The sequence below is a fragment of the Streptosporangium sandarakinum genome, from assembly GCF_050942225.1.
GTDB lineage: Bacteria > Actinomycetota > Actinomycetes > Streptosporangiales > Streptosporangiaceae > Streptosporangium > Streptosporangium nondiastaticum.
This window is the reverse complement of the sequence record NZ_CP192034.1, coordinates 4,163,498-4,179,565: the sequence shown is the minus strand read 5'-3', so window position 1 is coordinate 4,179,565 and position 16,068 is coordinate 4,163,498. Positions and strand designations below refer to the sequence as shown.

At 70.0% G+C, this 16,068-nt stretch carries 20 protein-coding genes and 1 pseudogene; 12 read left to right on the top strand and 9 right to left on the bottom strand.

The window, feature by feature from the left end; all coding sequences use genetic code 11:
* Nucleotides 1–26: 26 nt before the first annotated feature.
* A pseudogene (locus ACQP10_RS19405) lies at nucleotides 27–458 on the bottom strand (LuxR C-terminal-related transcriptional regulator); the annotation flags it as partial.
* Between the two features lie 1,346 nt (nucleotides 459–1,804).
* On the opposite strand from ACQP10_RS19405, the gene ACQP10_RS19400 reads away from it, so the two are divergent.
* Nucleotides 1,805–1,999, top strand: coding sequence for a hypothetical protein (locus tag ACQP10_RS19400; protein WP_433539414.1), 195 nt, complete (start codon nucleotides 1,805–1,807; stop codon nucleotides 1,997–1,999).
* A 234-nt stretch (nucleotides 2,000–2,233) separates the two neighbouring features.
* On the opposite strand, the gene ACQP10_RS19395 is transcribed toward ACQP10_RS19400, so the two are convergent.
* The 5 genes from ACQP10_RS19395 to ACQP10_RS19375 form a co-directional block, all read right to left on the bottom strand.
* The gene (locus tag ACQP10_RS19395) at nucleotides 2,234–2,761 is read right to left on the bottom strand and encodes a phosphatase domain-containing protein (protein ID WP_399501605.1); all 528 of its coding nucleotides are present in this window, start codon (nucleotides 2,759–2,761) and stop codon (nucleotides 2,234–2,236) included.
* A gap of 41 nt (nucleotides 2,762–2,802) precedes the next feature.
* Complete coding sequence (locus ACQP10_RS19390) at nucleotides 2,803–3,393, bottom strand: CGNR zinc finger domain-containing protein (protein WP_433539413.1); 591 nt, start codon at nucleotides 3,391–3,393, stop codon at nucleotides 2,803–2,805.
* A 364-nt stretch (nucleotides 3,394–3,757) separates the two neighbouring features.
* Nucleotides 3,758–4,486 carry a hypothetical protein gene (locus ACQP10_RS19385; protein ID WP_346021318.1) on the bottom strand — a complete coding sequence of 243 codons (729 nt, stop codon included), beginning with the start codon at nucleotides 4,484–4,486 and terminating at the stop codon, nucleotides 3,758–3,760.
* Between the two features lie 263 nt (nucleotides 4,487–4,749).
* The gene (locus ACQP10_RS19380; RefSeq protein WP_433539412.1) at nucleotides 4,750–5,223 is read right to left on the bottom strand and encodes a GbsR/MarR family transcriptional regulator; all 474 of its coding nucleotides are present in this window, start codon (nucleotides 5,221–5,223) and stop codon (nucleotides 4,750–4,752) included.
* A complete protein-coding gene (locus ACQP10_RS19375) occupies nucleotides 5,220–6,038 on the bottom strand; it encodes an alpha/beta fold hydrolase (RefSeq protein WP_433539411.1) in 819 nt (272 codons plus the stop codon). The genes ACQP10_RS19380 and ACQP10_RS19375 overlap by 4 nt, the downstream gene beginning before the upstream one ends.
* Nucleotides 6,039–6,609: 571 nt before the next feature.
* On the opposite strand from ACQP10_RS19375, the gene ACQP10_RS19370 reads away from it, so the two are divergent.
* On the top strand, nucleotides 6,610–7,005 hold the full coding sequence (locus ACQP10_RS19370; protein WP_433539410.1) for a hypothetical protein: 396 nt from the start codon (nucleotides 6,610–6,612) through the stop codon (nucleotides 7,003–7,005).
* A 45-nt stretch (nucleotides 7,006–7,050) separates the two neighbouring features.
* Here ACQP10_RS19370 and ACQP10_RS19365 read toward each other — a convergent pair whose 3' ends face one another.
* Both ACQP10_RS19365 and ACQP10_RS19360 read right to left on the bottom strand, forming a co-directional pair.
* Nucleotides 7,051–7,395, bottom strand: a complete 345-nt coding sequence (locus tag ACQP10_RS19365) for an ester cyclase (RefSeq protein ID WP_433539409.1) — start codon at nucleotides 7,393–7,395, stop codon at nucleotides 7,051–7,053.
* On the bottom strand, nucleotides 7,392–7,829 hold the full coding sequence (locus ACQP10_RS19360) for a MarR family winged helix-turn-helix transcriptional regulator (protein WP_390004950.1): 438 nt from the start codon (nucleotides 7,827–7,829) through the stop codon (nucleotides 7,392–7,394). The genes ACQP10_RS19365 and ACQP10_RS19360 overlap by 4 nt, the downstream gene beginning before the upstream one ends.
* A 132-nt stretch (nucleotides 7,830–7,961) precedes the next feature.
* Here ACQP10_RS19360 and ACQP10_RS19355 point away from each other — a divergent pair, with 132 nt between their 5' ends.
* The 4 genes from ACQP10_RS19355 to ACQP10_RS19340 all read left to right on the top strand — a co-directional run bounded on the left by ACQP10_RS19355 (nucleotide 7,962) and on the right by ACQP10_RS19340 (nucleotide 10,124).
* Nucleotides 7,962–8,114, top strand: coding sequence for a hypothetical protein (locus ACQP10_RS19355; RefSeq protein WP_346021324.1), 153 nt, complete (start codon nucleotides 7,962–7,964; stop codon nucleotides 8,112–8,114).
* 192 nt (nucleotides 8,115–8,306) lie between these two features.
* Entirely contained in the window at nucleotides 8,307–8,471 is a 165-nt protein-coding gene (locus ACQP10_RS19350; protein ID WP_433539408.1) for a hypothetical protein, read from the top strand.
* Nucleotides 8,468–9,247, top strand: coding sequence for a DsbA family protein (locus ACQP10_RS19345; RefSeq protein WP_433539407.1), 780 nt, complete (start codon nucleotides 8,468–8,470; stop codon nucleotides 9,245–9,247). The genes ACQP10_RS19350 and ACQP10_RS19345 overlap by 4 nt, the downstream gene beginning before the upstream one ends.
* A gap of 1 nt (nucleotide 9,248) precedes the next feature.
* Nucleotides 9,249–10,124 carry a cytochrome c biogenesis CcdA family protein gene (locus tag ACQP10_RS19340; RefSeq protein WP_346021327.1) on the top strand — a complete coding sequence of 292 codons (876 nt, stop codon included), beginning with the start codon at nucleotides 9,249–9,251 and terminating at the stop codon, nucleotides 10,122–10,124.
* A gap of 415 nt (nucleotides 10,125–10,539) precedes the next feature.
* On the opposite strand, the gene ACQP10_RS19335 is transcribed toward ACQP10_RS19340, so the two are convergent.
* On the bottom strand, nucleotides 10,540–11,403 hold the full coding sequence (locus ACQP10_RS19335; protein ID WP_433539406.1) for a tyrosine-type recombinase/integrase: 864 nt from the start codon (nucleotides 11,401–11,403) through the stop codon (nucleotides 10,540–10,542).
* Between the two features lie 68 nt (nucleotides 11,404–11,471).
* Between ACQP10_RS19335 and ACQP10_RS19330 the strand changes: the two genes are divergently transcribed.
* The 6 genes from ACQP10_RS19330 (at nucleotide 11,472) to ACQP10_RS19305 (ending at nucleotide 16,031) form a co-directional block, all read left to right on the top strand.
* Nucleotides 11,472–11,807 carry an ArsR/SmtB family transcription factor gene (locus ACQP10_RS19330; RefSeq protein WP_346021328.1) on the top strand — a complete coding sequence of 112 codons (336 nt, stop codon included), beginning with the start codon at nucleotides 11,472–11,474 and terminating at the stop codon, nucleotides 11,805–11,807.
* Between the two features lie 12 nt (nucleotides 11,808–11,819).
* On the top strand, nucleotides 11,820–13,049 hold the full coding sequence (gene arsM / locus ACQP10_RS19325; protein WP_433539405.1) for an arsenite methyltransferase: 1,230 nt from the start codon (nucleotides 11,820–11,822) through the stop codon (nucleotides 13,047–13,049).
* A gap of 328 nt (nucleotides 13,050–13,377) precedes the next feature.
* The gene (locus tag ACQP10_RS19320; protein ID WP_346021330.1) at nucleotides 13,378–13,719 is read left to right on the top strand and encodes an ArsR/SmtB family transcription factor; all 342 of its coding nucleotides are present in this window, start codon (nucleotides 13,378–13,380) and stop codon (nucleotides 13,717–13,719) included.
* A gap of 11 nt (nucleotides 13,720–13,730) precedes the next feature.
* Complete coding sequence (arsB, locus tag ACQP10_RS19315) at nucleotides 13,731–14,840, top strand: ACR3 family arsenite efflux transporter (RefSeq protein ID WP_433539404.1); 1,110 nt, start codon at nucleotides 13,731–13,733, stop codon at nucleotides 14,838–14,840.
* Nucleotides 14,833–15,249: an arsenate reductase ArsC gene (locus ACQP10_RS19310; RefSeq protein WP_346021332.1), complete on the top strand. Its 417-nt coding sequence runs from the start codon at nucleotides 14,833–14,835 to the stop codon at nucleotides 15,247–15,249. Before arsB ends, ACQP10_RS19310 begins: the two co-directional genes overlap by 8 nt.
* 89 nt (nucleotides 15,250–15,338) lie before the next feature.
* On the top strand, nucleotides 15,339–16,031 hold the full coding sequence (locus tag ACQP10_RS19305; protein ID WP_399501589.1) for a hypothetical protein: 693 nt from the start codon (nucleotides 15,339–15,341) through the stop codon (nucleotides 16,029–16,031).
* Nucleotides 16,032–16,068: the final 37 nt, after the last annotated feature.

Sequence of the window (16,068 nt, the reverse complement as noted above, 5' to 3'; positions counted from 1 at the left end):
CAGAGGCCGGGTGTCAGAGGCCGGCTTCAGGCGCCGAGGTAGCGCAGCACGGCGGCGACCCTGCGGTCCACGCGGTCGCTGGGAGCCAGGCCGAGCTTGGCGAAGATGTTGCGGATGTGCTTGTGCACCGCTCCCTCGGTGATCACCATCTTGTCGGCGATGGCCAGGTTGCCCAGTCCTTCGGCCATCAGCGCGAGCACCTCGCGTTCGCGCGGGGTGAACTCCTCCAGGGGGTCGCGGCGGCGGGTGAACAGCTGGGCCACCACGTCCGGGTCGATGGCGGTGCCGCCGCCGGCGACCCGGTTCAGCGCCTCAAGGAACTGCTCGACCTTGCCGACCCGCTCCTTGAGCAGATAGCCGACCTCGTGCGTGCCGTCGGCCAGCAGGTCGGTCGCGAACGCCTGCTCGACATGCGCCGACAGCACCAGCACCCCCAGGCCCGGCTGCAGGCGCTTGGCCGCCACCCCTCAGACGCCCTCGCCCGCACCACCCTCCAGCAGCTGACCCCCGCCCTATGGGCGCGGCGCCATTGGAGTGCAATCGCAGGCAGCCCACCAGCGCGCCACGCCTTGGGCACCACCCCGTCGATCGACACCGTCTCTGCCGGCGCGTAGTGCCGCTGGTCGGAATCGACGCCCGCGTAGCGAGCCGGCAACTCGATCGCATCCATCACCGGCCGGTAGGCGATGTTGTGGCACTTGAACTCCAACGCGGCCAGCAGCGGCGCCAGCATCCGCCGGTAGTAGTGCGAGTAGGACCTCCGCAACTGGTAGTGGATCCGCTCGGCGACCACACGCGCAATAGCCATCGGTTCCCTGGCAACCGCGGCGAGCTGCCCGACCAACTCCTTCTCCACTCGCCGCTCGGCGCGCGCGTTGGTCCGGTGGATCGGCCCGATCAGCGACTCCACCACCTGGACACGCGCGGTGAGCTGACGACCGGGCATGTACGACTGGTGGCCTCGTGCCTGGCCGCCTCCGAGTGGACCGTGTGGTGCTGGCTCGCGCGGGCGCGGTGGGGGAGAGGGAGATGCCCGAGAGGGCGCCGGTCGCCGTGGTGAAGCCGGGGCCGCGCAAGCACCGCATCCTGTTAGGGAACGGCAGCCGAAGGCTGGGGGAGCCGAGCCGTCCATCCGGGCCGCCACAGCGATGCCCGTAGCGGCAGGCGAATCGACGCAGTTGCCCGGCCCCAGCCCCGGCCGCGCTCAGTGTCGCGCTTGGCGAGCCATGCACAGGTCCGCCACGGATGGTTCCCGAAAGGTCGGAATCCGAATTGTTCGAATCTACATTGTAAAGGCGTCTTCTCTGAACACCTCCCTCATCTCTACCGACAAAACCCAGCTCCGAAGGGGAGGGAGTGGAAGGTCTACTGACGCTTGTGTTGCAGTTGTGGGCGTGCCTGTTCCAAGTCGCGCCGGTGACGGCTTTTGCCGGTCGGCTGCCAGGTGTGTCATTCGACAGCTCGGGCGGCGGCTTTCCGGGAGCGCGGCCGAGCCGCGTCGGGCCGATATCCGGCTGGAGCTGGTGCGCGGCGCGGTGTCGCTGGGCTGTGCCGGCGCGGCCACCACCTACCAGCGGGTGTGGTTTTCCGCGATGCGCGCCCTGCTGGCCGCCGGCCCCGGTGCCGCAGGAGTTCTACTACGCCGAGAACTTGATGAACGCTCTTCCCGCGCAGGTGCTGCGCGACGATGACGCCCGCTTGCGGGGCAGTGCCAGGAGAACAGAGGAGGGAGCGTTCTGGCTCCGGACGGGTTCGTCACCGTGCGGGGGAGGGCGGGCTGGATATCAAGCCTCGGCTCATCGGCGTGGACGAGACGTTGGTGTTGGAGTTCGCCGGCAAGCAGGACGATGAGAAGGAGCCCCTCGTGACGGGAAAGGTGTTCTGGAGGTTCGCTATGCTCCTGGTCTCCGGTGATGTCGGCCCGTGTGTCGTCATCGACGACCCGCAGCGGGACGCTGACGGCAGCGACACATCAGGATGGCCGCCTGTGGGGAGCTAGCCCTCCGATACGGCGACGCCCGCGCTACTGTCCAGTCTGGCACCATGGCCCAGGGTGCGGGCTTGCCCGGAGGCGGCGACAGTGGCCCGGTCTGGGAGCGGATCGGGCAGCACGCGGGGGCGAGGGTCGTCTCCCGGCCGTGGTCGCGGTCAGGTGAGGTCGACGGCTGGTCGGTCCGGGCAGACTTCGTGGGGAGACTGAGGGCGCTTGAGTCTGCGCCGGTGGCGATGGGGTTCAGCGTGATGTCTCGCGGTCAGCGGCCTGGTCGTGTGAATCTGGGCGGAGGGACGGGGGGAAGCGCAGCACCCAGCGGCGCTGCCATGGGGTTTCGACGGCCCGATGATGATGGTGCTCGCGTGTCCAGGTGATGGCGTCGGCCGGGTCGAGGCCGGCCAGGATGGCCAGGCAGGCGACGACTGTGCCGGTGCGGCCGACGCCGCCTCCGCAGGCGACCTCAGCCGCGGCGCCCGCCCGTGCCCGCTCGTGCAGCGCACGGATCTGCTGTACGGCCATGTCGCGGTCGCGGGGCAGCAGGAAATCGGGCCACTGGATCCACGCGTGCGGCCACTGCAGCTCACCCTCGTGGCGGCGGCGGAGCCCGTCGGAGCCCAGGTAAAGACCGAAATCGGGTATGGGCCCCTCCGGCAGCGGATGGCGAAGGCCGCGGCCGCGGATCCAGGTGCCGTCGGGGAGCCGGAAAGCGCCGGTGAGCGGCGGCCCGCTCACCGGACGGGCCGTCGTGCCGTCCATGGAGTCGTTCATGGGGTTCTCCTTGTGTCTTTCAGAAAGCGGAGACGTCTTCTTCAGCGAGCGGTGCTGTCAAGCCGCCGCCGTTCGCGGTGATTCGCGACATTGATCCGGTTTCCGCATATGTCGGGCCTGCAGTAGATGCGGCGCCCCCCGCGGCTGATGTCGACGAACACCCCGCGGCAGCCCGGGGCGGTGCAGGCGCGGAACCGGTCGTGCCCGAGCGTCCGGACGGCGCCGAGCAGCCCGATGCCGATGAGCGTGGCCAGCTCCTCGGCCAGCGGTGCGCCCGGCCTGGTCGGGACGTACCACTGCCACCGCCCGCCGGGATCGCGGTCCAGCACCGGACTGAGCCCTGCCCGCCCGGCCAGCACGGTGCCGCCCGCGACGGCCTGGTTCTCCGTCTCGGTCTCCACGACGCCGCGCACCTCCCGGCGCAGCAGGTGGACCTCGCGGACGTCGTCGCCGGTCGGCGACCGCCCCTCCGCCACGGCGTCGAGCCGCAGCCCGTGCCCTGTGAGGAACTCCAGCAACGCATCCGGGGTCGGCAGGGCCTCGCCCGCCGCGGCCTGCACGGTGGACGAGGTGTTGGCCAGGTCACCGGCCAGAGTCGCCCCGACCGTGTAGTCGGTGATGGAGATCCGCACGCTTCACCTCACCTCGGTAACCGAATAAATAAAACTATATCCCTTACATGATCGCGTAGGGGCGACCGAACGCGGCCGAGGTGACGCGAGTCCGGCCGAGAATCGGTAAGACCAGGTCATGGCAGGGGCGCAGAGCGCAGGGGAAAGCGGGTCAAGGCACGCTTTCGCCGACGGAACACCGTGTCGGCCACGAGTTCGCGCGGCGCGGTCTCGACCAGCCGGCGTGTCATGCTTCCGAGGCCATGAAGGGGCGGTCGGGGACAGGAAGGAGGCGCATGGCCGTACCAGGGGTGCGGAAAACCGCAGGTTCAGGCGGGCGGACGCCTCATTCCGCCGGGCGGGCGGCTCGGCCTACCGTTCCTGACTATGATCGGAAAGTTGTTCGATGTGCCACGGCGGCTGCCGCCCGGGTCGGCAGCCCTGCTCGCCGAGTGCACACGCCGGGAAGGTCGCAGACCTTCTTGGCCATCTTCTTCGCCCTGTTGGTGAGGATCCTGGTCGTGTCCTCGCCGGCCCAGTAGGAGTCGGCGGTGTAGAGGACCAGGGCGCTCCCGCGGCGGACGGCGACGTACCGCTCTCCGCCGGAGACGTACAGCTCGCCCTTGAGGGGCTCCTCCGTGCCCCTTTCGTAGGAGCTCCCCTTGACCAGCAGGGCCTCGTCTGCGATGTTCACCTTCTTGCCGGTGTAGCGGTGAAAGTCCCCGGCCACGGTCGCCGTCCGCGGAGCCTTGGCCTTGGCGCATTTTTCCACGTCGGCGCGGAGCTTGCGGAAAGCGGTCCCGGCGTTCTTCGCGCTGGGATACAGCACGAGCTGCTCGGTGACGTACGAGGGGGCGCTGGTCCCCCCGATGATGGTCCGCATCGCGATGCGGCCATCGCGGGGCTTGTCCTTGGAGCGGCAGGGGTTGAGTTCAAGCGGCTTGGTCAGCTTGTCGCTGACCGTCCACCACTCCTCGGCCGCCTGATCCTCGGTGAGGGGCTTGGTCGCCTCGGCCTCGGTCAGCAGAAACCCTTTGGGGATCTTGGCGGTCTCCGCCTGGGCCGTACTGGCCGCGCCGACCGCCGAGGCCACCATGACCGCCGTTGCGATCATCGATATCATCGCTCTCTTGCCAGACATTTCGATCATGGGCTGTTAGATGCGTGATGCTGCTGGAAAGTTCCCCGGCGTCGAGACGGGCAGGCGGTCCGGGAGGCCGTCGCCCGGCTGTCTCACCGGAGGTCCCCTCGACAGGGATGCCGGGGAGTCGCTGAGCCGGACCTGGGTGATGGCGGGTTCGTCAGCTGTTCGGACCGTCGTGCACGGGTGCTCGGACTGCTGCACCCTGGATCGGGTCGCACGATACCGTTGCCGGCTCAGGGCCGGGGGTCGCGCGCGCCGGGTTCACGCCGCTGCCGGCGGCTTGTGCTGAGCATCTGGTCACCGACGTCGACATAGCCGGAGAACAGCCCGATCACGTCACGGAGCCGCTCTTGTGCCGGGCCGGGCTCAACCAGGTTCTCGCCGTCGCGCAGGGCGGCGATCAGGGTTCTGGCCCGCGCGTGGCTGGCCGCCAGCAGCGACTCGATCCCCGCGGTGGCCTCGATGAGCAGCCTGCGGCTGCCGGGCTGCGGGATCACCCGGGCCAGTCCCCAGGAGTCCAGCTGCCGCACCGCGGTGCTCACCGCCCCCTTGCTCAGCCCGAGCTCGGCGGCGATCGCGTCGAGGGAGGCGGGCTCCTCGGTGACGAGGAGCAGCCCATAGACACGTCCGGTCGCGTGCGGCAGGTTCCACGAGGCCAGCAGGTCACCCACCGACGTGATGAACGAGTGGCGCCGGGTCGCGCTCATCGCCGTGTCCGCTTCGACGCCGAGGCCGTGCGCAAGAACGTCTCGATCGCCTCATTGACCGCCTGCGGGTCGTCCTGGTTGGCGATGTGTCCCGCGCCGGCGATGACGATCTCGTCGATGCCCTCGGCCCGCGCCCACATGGGCATGGACGCGGCGATGTTGCCCGTGCGGTCGTGCTCGCCGCGGATGAGGCACAGCGGCACCGGCGTAAGGTAGCCGGGGTCGGGGGTGAGGAAGTCGACGGTGGCCCGCCACACCTGGAGGAACTCCTTCTTCGGCACCTGTGCGAAGGCTCGCCGCGCATCCGCCCGCGCGGCCTGGGTCGTCGCGGAGGTCTCCGCCATCAGGCGGGGGAGTTTCCTGGCCGGGATCATCGCCAGGCTCGGTGTGGCCGCCTTCACCAGCAGGCGTTCCTGCCATGACAGCGGCGCGGTGTTCCAGGCCGCGCCGATGACGATCAGCGCCCGAGCCAGGTCCGGATGCCGGCGCACGATGGCCTGGCTGAGGTTGCCGCCGAGCGACTGTCCCACGAGCACCGGCCGGTCGAGTGCCAGGTGTTCGATCAGTGCGAGCAGGTCGGCGATCGCCCGCTCAGCGGTGAAACGGGTGCCGGCCGGGCGGGATGAGCCGTGGCCGCGCATGTCCCACAGCACGACCCGATACCCCTGGGCGCGCAGGTGTTCGCGTTGGGCTTCGAACATCACGTGATCGGCCCCGGCGCCGTGCGAGAACATGATCGGCACGCCGTCCCCGCCGCTGTCGTCGTAACGGAGAGCGCATCCGTGCAGCGGCAGCGCCGACTTCAAATTCACCATTTACTAAAAATAGTATACGTTCTTGGGTGGTGCCCGCGATCGGCGAGGGGCTTCGGCGGCAGCGAAGAAATTTTCAATGAAGTTGCGCCTGACCTGCGGTAACGCAGGAGTGTCCGACTGGCGTCCCGGTTTGATCGCGGTGCTGGGTCATGACACCGAGGATGCTTCGTGGCCCGGGTGCCGGCCAGGGACTACGGCTGTTGCCTCCCATCGTCGGCTCCGGCGCCCGGCTCGGTGATGCCGGTGTCGTGGGCGCGGAGCATGCGCATGACGGTGGCTGGGGGAGGGGTGCCGGCCGAAATGTCCGATGCCGGCCATCACCCCAGGCGGTCGGGCGAAGGCGGGGACGGTCCGGCCATGGCCTCGCGGCGCAAGACGCCCGGCCGCGCCGGGCGCCGCGTACGCCTGAGCTGCCGGGGGGCGCGACGGCGTCACCGCGCGCGAGGTCGAGCCGCACGCTACGCTCCCAGGGGGCCACCATGGTGCGGCTCTGGTTCCGGCGCCTCGCGGGACATGGGCGGAGCAGGAGAGATTCATGGCGATGCCCAGGAAGGGCTCTCGGCTCATCACCGTGGCCGACGTGGTGTTCCGGTGGCGCATCCGCCGTAGGCCCACCTACTGCGAGGGCGGCGGCTGGACTCCTCTCTCTTTCTCGGTGGAACACGCCGCACGACCCGCCGGCGTCCTCAAGGTCACCCTCCCTTGTGCCCGGCCCGACAACTGGCTCGGAGAGCGGGCCATCGCTGTACGCCCGGTCCTGGTGGAATCGACCATCCGACGTGCACTCGACAAGGGATGGGCGCCGGACCGCAGGGGCAGGCCTTTCTCCCTCGACATCACCGAAGATGATCTCCCGGACCTTCTCGGCGGGCCGCCCGGCTACGTCATCCCGTTCCTATGGGGCGTGATTCCTCTCGGCGGTGGAATCGAGGACCTTCCACGCGCCCGTCAGATCTGGCCGCGGTAGCCGATGCCGTACGAACGCCTGCGACGTGAAGGCCGGCAGCCGGTTTCAGGAGTCGCGGCGCAGGGAGGACAGCGCCCACAGTTCAGCGATGCGCCCGTCGCGCACCCGGAAGATCTCCAGCATGGTCGGTGGCTGCCGGCCGGGAACGCCCCGTACGCTCGAGCGGACGGCGGCGGTGTTCCCCTCGACGATCATGTCCTCGACGATGACCTGCGCGTCAGGGAAGGCCTCGTGAAACTGTTGCCATGCCCGGGTGACGCTTTCGGGTCCGGTGGCGCCCAGGGGATGGCTGAAGAAGTCCGTCGTGAAGATCTCCTCCGTGGCGGTGTGCTCGTGGGCGTTGAACGCCGCGTACATGCGCCACGCGGCGGCCCGCACTTCGTCCGTCATCGGTTCTCCTGTTCGGTCACGTTCGCGCGGATGCGCCGTAGGACGTCCAGCACGATCTCCTGCTGTTGTGCGGTGGCGCCGGCGAGCAGCCGCTCCTGGTACGCCTGGTGCGATCGCTCCAGGTCGGCCGCTACCCGCTCGCCGGCGGGGGTCAACGCGGCCAGGGTGTAGCGGTTGTCGGTCGGGTCGAGACGACGCCTGACAACCCCCTCGGCCTCGAACTCCTTGACCAGCCGGGTGACGCTTGCACCGTCGATGCCCAGCGCCTGGCGCAGATCACTGTGGCTGGTCTCGCCGTTACGCCGCAGCCGGACGAGCACCTGCACTCGGTGCGGGCTCATGCCCACGTGCCGGGCGAACGCCTGCCGCAGATCGGCGCATACGCCGCCGAGCTCGCGGAAGAACCTGTCCTCGGACGTCTCTTCATGCACCATCTCTTTATACTGTCAACTCTTGATCTAATCAAGAGATTGGCCTTCGGGGTTCCGAGGTGAGCCCGAAAGCCACAGCGGGACTCCAGCCCCATCGGCCGGCACCTCGGGCACCAGGCGCACGTGGCCCATTTCATGATCCGTAACCTCACCGCGGCCGAACCGGGCCCCGCACCCGACCTGGAGGTCCGCGACCGCGACCGCGGCCATGCCCTGCCCGACGCCCCGATCTCCGATCGGCTCACCACCGTCGACGGATACCTGGTCGTCTGCGGATGGAACGTATGATCACACCTACGCGCCGGTCATGAGCGTCCGGCCCTGAGCGGCTTCGTGAGCAGCGCCGATCCAGCCATGCCGCGAGCGGCGCCGCGTCCCCGCCGCTCACGCCCGGCCACCGCCGGCCGAGCCGTCGGCTCGGCCGGTGTTCCCACCACACTACGGACCTTTGAAAGCACACCTATGCCTCACATGCGAGACGTGACCGACCCGACCATCCGGCAGGAGGTGCCGGACGCCGGCGGACCCATGCCGGTGGACATCGAGGCGACATGGCCGGCCCCATCCCAGGCCACGGCCCGGATCCCGCGGCAGGCAGCCGCCGGGCACGCCCTGGAGACCGGCCTTGCGGAGGTCCTCCCGTGAGCGAGCGCACCACCTCCACCTCCGGTACGGCGCAGCCCCGGACCGGCACCGAGCAGAGCCGCTCACGCACCGCACGGCTGATCACCGTGTCGCTCGGGATGGTCGTTGTCGCTGTGATCGGGATCCTGGCGCAAACGTCGCAGCGAACCGTGTCCCAGCCGCACACCGGCGCCGCGGCACCGGCCGCCACCCCCACCACGGCGAAAGGTGAGAGCCCGCTGGCGCAGCTGGTACGGCGCGACCCCGGCGACCCCGCCGCCATCGGCCCGGTGGACGCGCCCGTCGTGCTCATCGAGTACGCCGACTTCACCTGCAAATACTGCGCCGCCTTCGCCGAGGAGACCCTGCCCGCCCTTCTGTCGCAGTACGTCGAGCAGGGCAAACTTCGCATCGAATGGCGTGACGCACCCGTGCTCAGCCAGCATTCGGTCGACACCGCGGTCGCCGCCCGCGCGGCCGCCCGCCAGAACCTGTTCTGGCAGTACTACGAGGCCCTGTATGCGCGCACCTTCGCCGGAGACTCCGGCTGGAGCCGCAAGGAGCTCATCGACATCGCCGCCTCCATCGACAAGCTGGACGTGCCCGCGTTCACCAAGGCGCTCGACGACCCCGCCGTCGCGCAGTTCGTGCAGAAGGAGGCGCAGGCCTCCGCCGCGCTCGGTGTGAGCGGCACCCCCACGTTCGTGGTGGGGGAGGAGATCGTCAACGGCGCGCAACCGATCGAGGTGTTCCGCCGGCTCATCGACGCCCAGCTGGCCGAGGCCGGGAAGGGCTGAGATGGACATCGGCTACCTCGGCGCGTTCCTCGGCGGTCTGCTGAGCCTGCTGTCGCCGTGCTCGGCCATGCTGCTGCCGGCGTTCTTCGCCTACGCCTTCTCCCGGCCCGCGCTCCTGGTGGCCCGCACCGGCGTGTTCTACCTCGGGCTCGTCACCACGCTCGTGCCGCTCGGCGTGTTCACCGCGACCGCGGGTGCGTTCCTGTCCCAGCAACGCGCCACCCTGCTCACCGTCGTCGCCATCGTGGTGATCGCCTTCGGTCTCGTTCAGGTGCTCGGCGTCCCCCTGCCGGCGTTCGGCCGCGCGGGGCGGCGCGAGCCCGGCACCGCGTGGACGGTGTTCCTGCTCGGCACCGCCTACGGCGTCGCCGGCGTGTGCACCGGCCCCATCCTCGGATCCGTGCTGATGATCGCGGCAGCCGGCGCCGATCCCGTCTACGGGGCCGTCCTGCTGGCCATCTACGCCGCCGGGATGGCGCTGCCGCTGCTACTGCTCGCCCTGGCCTGGAAACGCTGGTCCGGCCGCCTGCGGGCCTGGCTCCGGCATCGCATGCTCCACCTGGGCCGCTGGACGAACAGCTGGCACGCCCTCATCTCCGGGACGCTGTCACTTCTACTCGGCGCCCTTCTGCTCATCACCGCACGCGATCCCGAAGCGACCGGGCTGCTGCCCATCGGGGCCCAATACGCCCTCGAAACCGGCATCGCCCGGCTCGGCGCCGACATCTCCAACGTCGCCGTCATCACCGCCGCCGTCGTGCTCATCGCGCTCACCGGCGCTTTCCGGCTGCTACGCCGCCGCCGTGCTCATCGCCGCGACCGGCGCCCCGCCGCGGATTCACCCGCCACCCCGCCGCAGCGCACCGGGCAGCCATAGCGCCGCATCACCCTCGGCAGACGCCTCACCTGAGGCGAGGTGGGGCCTTCCTCCGGCCGTTCCCTCACGGGGCGGCCGGTCCCGCCTCGTCATGGAGGCCTTCGCCGCCGGCCGGGGCGCCGCGGCGGCCCTGATCTGATCGGCCGGCGGCGCCGGCGAGTCCGGCGGCGGCTCCCGAGGGGTCCACGCCCGCCTCTTCCGCCGGTGGCCCTCGCGCCGCTGGTGGCGGTCCCTGCCGCCGGTTCCGATGACGAATCTCCCCAGCGGACCGTCCCGCTGCGGTCCCCACAGCGATCGTGGCATTCGAGGAGGCTGAGTGCAGGAATTGGCGGTGGCGACCTGGGGCTTCTTCGCCTGTTAGTGATCCGTGATGGCCAGGAACTCCCGCAGCTCCGGCCAGTCGCCACTGGGGTGATCAGTGGGTTCGGCGGCGGGGTGCCAGGACCTCGGTGGCCTTGGCGATGGCCTCAGGGCCGGGTTTGACGTAGCGCATGGCGGTGCGGGGGTTCTTGTGCCGGGTCTTGCCCATGATGAGCTGCAGCGGGATCTCGGCGTCGCCGAGGTGGGTGGCGGCGCTGTGGCGCAGCTGGTGCAGACCGAGCCCGGCGTGCTTCTCCAGCAGGACACGGGCGCGGTCGTAACCCAGGCGGGCGCGGCCGGTGTGCGGGCAGATGTCGCCGGCGCCCGGGCGGCGGGCCGGCACGGGGCGCCGTTCGGACAGGAACAGCGGGCCGTGCGTGCGGGTACTGCCGTCCGGCAGCCGGAGCAGGCGGGGCAACAGGTGGGCGGCGCCGCTGTCCCAGTACACCCATTCGATCGCGCCGCCCTTGGAGCGGACAGGGGCGCGACGGTGCTCCAGATCGAGGTCCTCGACGTTAAGGGCGAGGATCTCCGCGGCCCGGGCTGCGGTCTCGTACAGCATCCGCCACAGCGTCTTCTCCCGCAGCGGGATGTCGCGGCGCGACAGCAGCCGGTGAACGATGGTCTTGGCGACCGCGCGGGTCTCGCCGGCGCTCTCCTTACGGCGTTCGGCCTCGGCCGGGACGCAGGGCGCCGCCCAGTGCTTCTTGGTCTGGCACCAGAGCAGCCAGGAGGTGACGGCGGCGCGGTTGCGGTTCCAGGTCGCCGGCGCGCATCGGCCCCACAGCTCGGTGAGCGCAGCGCCGATCTCGGCGTCGGTGACGTCGGCGAGCGACCGGTCCCGGCCGAGCAGCGCGATGACGCGGTCGATGGCCGAGGCGTAGGCGCGGTGAGTGTTGGAGTTGGCCGTGCACGGCATGGAGTCTTCCGCGAGCAGGGGTCACCGGGCTTCCGCTTTTCCGCTTCATCGAATATCGTCGATGGGCGATGAATGAGAACAAGGAGCCCTTGCCGCGCGCGGAGGCCGAAGAGTACGCGAGCTGGTTCAAGGCCCTGGCCGACGCCACCCGCATCCAGATCGTGTCGCTGCTGGCCCGGCGACGCGCGCCGATGAACGTGGGCGAGATCGTGGCCGCGTCCGGGGTGGGCCAGTCCACCGTCTCGCACCACCTGAAGATCTTGGCCGAGGTGCGGTTCGTGCTGGTCGAGAGGCAAGGCACCTCCAGCCTGTACCGGATCAACGATAACTGCGTGAGCTGTTTTCCGACCGCCGCCGACGTGGTCATGGGCAACCCCGCGCCGATCGCGCCCACCTGCGAGTGAAGGAGCCTGCTCATGGCGTACGACGAGATCATCGACCACTACTCCGCGCTGGCCCGTGCCGCGGATGCCGGAAGGTCGGTCGCCGACTGCGGGCAGGACGCGTTCGAGCAGGGCGGCTTCGGCGCGGCCGGCTATGAGGAGCTCGGCATGCTGCCCGAGGGGGCGGTGCGGGCCAGCCTGGGCTGCGGCAACCCGGTGGCCGTCGCCGAGCTGCGCGCCGGCCAGACGGTGCTGGATCTCGGCTCAGGCGGCGGCATCGACGTGCTGCTCTCAGCCCGCCGGGTCGGCCCGCAGGGCACGGTGTACGGGGTGGATGCCAGCGCCGACATGCTGGCCCTGGCCCGGCGCAACGCCGAACAGGCCGGCGCGCGCAACGTCGAGTTCCTGCACGGCAGCATCGAGCACGTGCCGCTGCCGGACCGGTCGGTGGACGTGGTCATCTCCAACTGCGTGATCAACCTGTCCGGCGACAAGGCCGCGGTGCTGGCCGAGGCGTTCCGAGTACTGCGGCCGGGCGGCCGGTTCGGCGTCAGCGACGTGGTGGTCGACGGCGCGCTCGACGCGGATGCTCGGGCGGCGGCCGAGCAGCGCATCGGCTGCGCGGCCGGGGCACTGCCGGTGGCTGAATACCGGCGACTGCTGGCCGGGGCCGGGTTCACGAGCATGCGCATCACGCTGACCGCCGACCATGGCGACGGCGTGCACTCGGCGATCGTCCAGGCCACCAAGCCCGACGCCCCGCCAGAGGTGGAGATCCGGCCGATGCGCCAGAGCGACGCCGGACAAGTGCTGGCCATCTACCAGGCCGGGCTGGACACCGGCCAGGCCAGCTTCGAGACTCTCACCCCGAGCTGGGAGGGCTTCACCGCGGCCCGGCTGCCGCACCTGCGCTACGTGGCCTGCGACACCGGCACCGGCCAGGTACTCGGTTGGGTGGCCGCCTCGGCGGTGTCGTCCCGCCCGGTCTACGCCGGAGTGGTCGAGCACAGCATCTACGTCCACCCCGGCTGCCAGGCCCACGGCATCGGCCGGGCGCTGCTGGCGGCGTTCATCGCCGCCGCCGGGGATGCCGGTGTCTGGACGATCCAGTCGGGTGTCTTCCCGGAGAACGCCGCCAGCCTGGCCCTGCACCAGGCGCTCGGTTTCCGGGTGGTCGGTACCCGCGAGCGCATCGGCTGTCACCGCGGCCTTTGGCGGGACGTGGTGATGATCGAGCGCCGCAGCACCTTGACCGGGATCTGAGTCGCGACTCGGGACGGCGGCCGGGAACGCGGGCGGGAACATGGGCGGCCGCCTGGTGGTTACATCCGTCGTGGCCGGTGTGCTCAGTGTCCCCGGGCCTCACCTATCGCCTTCGCGGACTACCGTTCGGCTGGAGCCGCGTTGTGCCCTTCGCCGAGAGGCGACACGCACACCGGTACGCACACGTGATGGCTGAGGGGCCCTCGCCGAGCTGGCGAGGGCCTTCGCCGTTACGAGATCTCACACACCCTCCGCCGGCTCCTCCTGGGTTCGATGTATGTCAATATAGAGAGACATCGATTTCGATGACTGTCTATACGGAGAAGATGTGGAACCTCTGGAGCTCTTGGAGTGCAGCCCGCCGCTGATGCGCGAGCCGCTGGACACCGAGCAGGCGGCCGGGGTGGCGCGGGTGTTCAAGGCACTGGGCGACCCCGTGCGGCTGCGCATCCTGTCGATCGTGGCCAGCCGCGCCGGCGGCGAGGTGTGCGTGTGCGACATCACCGGCGCCTTCGAGCTGTCCCAGCCGACCATCAGCCACCACCTGAAGGTACTCAAGGAGGTCGGGCTGCTGACCTCCGAGCGGCGCGCCTCCTGGGTGTACTACCGGCTGGTGCCCGAGACGCTGGGTGAGCTGTCGGCCCTGCTCGACGTGCCCGCGACCGTCTGAGGAGCAGCGCGATGTCCTCTTCCACGTCCCCGGCTTCATCGGCCTCGCCGGCCGCCGCGCCCGCACAGGGCGTCATCGCCGGCCTGTCCACCCTCGACCGGTTCCTGCCGGTGTGGATCATCGCGGCGATGGCCGCCGGACTGCTGCTCGGACGGCTCGTACCGGGGCTGAACACCGCGCTGGAAGCGGTGAAGGTCGGCGAGATCTCGCTGCCGATCGCGCTCGGGCTGCTGCTGATGATGTACCCGGTGCTGGCCAAGGTCCGCTACGACCGCCTGGGCGCCGTCACCGGTGACCGCCGCCTGCTGCTCTCCTCCCTGGTGCTGAACTGGGTGCTCGGCCCGGCTGTCATGTTCGCGCTGGCCTGGGTTTTCCTGCCGGACCTGCCCGAGTACCGCACCGGGCTGATCGTCGTCGGGCTCGCGCGGTGCATCGCCATGGTGCTCATCTGGAACGATCTGGCCTGTGGCGACCGTGAGGCCGCCGCCGTCCTGGTGGCGCTCAACTCGGTCTTCCAGGTCGTCGCGTTCGGCGCACTGAGCTGGTTCTACCTGCAGGTGCTGCCCGGCCGGCTCGGCCTACCCCAGTCCGCGCTCGACGTCTCAGCCTGGGACATTGCCTTCTACGTGCTCGTCTTCCTCGGCATCCCCCTGCTCGCGGGCTACGCCTCACGCAAGCTCGGCGAACGCGCTCAGGGCCGCGACTGGTACGAGCAGCGCTTCCTGCCGCGCATCGGCCCGATCGCACTGTATGGGCTGCTGTTCACCATCGTCATCCTGTTCGCCCTGCAAGGCCACACCATTACCTCCCAGCCTGGCGACGTGGCCCGCATCGCGCTGCCGCTGTTGGCCTACTTCGCCCTCATGTGGGGTGGCGGCTTCCTGACCGGCAAGGCGATCGGCTTGCCGTACGACAAGACGACCACGCTCGCCTTCACCGCCGCTGGCAACAACTTCGAACTCGCGATCGCCGTCGCGGTCGGCGTGTTCGGCGTCACCTCCGGCCAGGCCCTGGCGGGCGTGGTGGGCCCGCTGATCGAGGTTCCCGTCCTGGTCGCCCTGGTCTACGTCAGCCTGGCCGGCCGCCGCCTGTTCGCCGCCAAGGAGGCCGCCCGTGCCTGACCGCGTCCCCGGCAAGCCCAGCGTGCTGTTCGTCTGCGTGCACAACGCCGGACGTTCCCAGATGGCTGCCGGATGGCTCACCCACCTGGCAGGAGACCGCGTCGAGGTCCGCTCCGCCGGGTCGGTCCCGGCCGATCAGGTCAACCCGGTCGCCGTCGAGGTGATGCGCGAGGTCGGCATCGACATCACCTCTGAGCAGCCCAAGATCCTCACGGCCGACGCCGTCCAGGCATCCGACGTGGTGATCACGATGGGCTGCGGCGACGCCTGCCCGATCATCCCCGGCAAGCGCTACGAGGACTGGAAGCTCGACGACCCGGCCGGACAGGACATCGAAGCCGTCCGGCCGATCCGCGACGACATCCGCCGCCGTATCGAAAAGCTGCTGGCGGACCTTGTGCCGGCCTGATCCTCCACCGCAGGCCCCGCCCAAGATCAGATGGCGGGGCCTGCGGCAGGTCCGCGCCCCGGATGACTGTCGGCGCTGGGTGGTTTGCTGTGCTGTATGACGCTGTCGCCAACCCGGATGGCTACGACATTTACCAGGTCAAACGCTTCTGCCGGCCGCTGACCTCCCGGCAGGTCACCGACGTGGAGAACTCCTGGCAGCGCTTCGTCGATGAGACGTTGTCGGTGCTGCCGGTCCGCTCATGGACGCTGGTCACGCTCTGGAATCCCACCCATGAGCGGCTGGCCGCGGGCAGCGGGCTGCGCATCAGCTGGATGGACCGCGATCACCTCGACGGCACTGCCTTCGTGCGCTACCTGCAGCTCAACGAGCGGCACTACCTGGTGATGCGCCTGGTGGCGCGAGCGGTGGAGTCGTTCAGCCTGCGTCCGATCACCGGCTCGTTGGAGCTGCAGGTGCCGGTCGACTCGGCCGAGCGACAGGCGGTGGAGGAGTTCCTCCGCTACGGCGTGCCCCTCGCCGACATCGACGGTACGATCACTCACAGCTCGGGGCCGCCCGGCCTGCCGGATGAGTCGGGCCCCGGCCGGCTGAGCTTCATGGTCGCCGCCGGCGCGGCTGGTGATCGGCCTGATCTGGAGGATCGCCCCTCTCACCGCGCGATACGGGGCACCGCCGACCAGATAGCGTCCCGGCACGCTGGCCGTCGTGCGTCATCATCGTCCTGGCTGTGGCCTGGCCGGCTCTCTGGCCTGCCGTCGAATGGGCGTTGGCCGACGTGATGGCTCAGGTGACGGGGAGCTGTTCCCCGCTTTGGCG

Bases quoted from the DNA above. Each gene is read 5' to 3' on its own strand.
- ACQP10_RS19395 (WP_399501605.1), bottom strand. From the start codon at position 2,761: ATGAACGACTCCATGGACGGCACGACGGCCCGTCCGGTGAGCGGGCCG.
- ACQP10_RS19385 (WP_346021318.1), bottom strand. From the start codon at position 4,486: ATGATCGCAACGGCGGTCATGGTGGCCTCGGCGGTCGGCGCGGCCAGT.
- ACQP10_RS19380 (WP_433539412.1), bottom strand. From the start codon at position 5,223: ATGAGCGCGACCCGGCGCCACTCGTTCATCACGTCGGTGGGTGACCTG.
- ACQP10_RS19375 (WP_433539411.1), bottom strand. From the start codon at position 6,038: ATGGTGAATTTGAAGTCGGCGCTGCCGCTGCACGGATGCGCTCTCCGT.
- ACQP10_RS19365 (WP_433539409.1), bottom strand. From the start codon at position 7,395: ATGACGGACGAAGTGCGGGCCGCCGCGTGGCGCATGTACGCGGCGTTC.
- ACQP10_RS19360 (WP_390004950.1), bottom strand. From the start codon at position 7,829: ATGGTGCATGAAGAGACGTCCGAGGACAGGTTCTTCCGCGAGCTCGGC.
- ACQP10_RS19355 (WP_346021324.1), top strand. From the start codon at position 7,962: ATGATCCGTAACCTCACCGCGGCCGAACCGGGCCCCGCACCCGACCTG.
- ACQP10_RS19340 (WP_346021327.1), top strand. From the start codon at position 9,249: ATGGACATCGGCTACCTCGGCGCGTTCCTCGGCGGTCTGCTGAGCCTG.
- ACQP10_RS19335 (WP_433539406.1), bottom strand. From the start codon at position 11,403: ATGCCGTGCACGGCCAACTCCAACACTCACCGCGCCTACGCCTCGGCC.
- ACQP10_RS19330 (WP_346021328.1), top strand. From the start codon at position 11,472: ATGAATGAGAACAAGGAGCCCTTGCCGCGCGCGGAGGCCGAAGAGTAC.
- arsM (WP_433539405.1), top strand. From the start codon at position 11,820: ATGGCGTACGACGAGATCATCGACCACTACTCCGCGCTGGCCCGTGCC.
- arsB (WP_433539404.1), top strand. From the start codon at position 13,731: ATGTCCTCTTCCACGTCCCCGGCTTCATCGGCCTCGCCGGCCGCCGCG.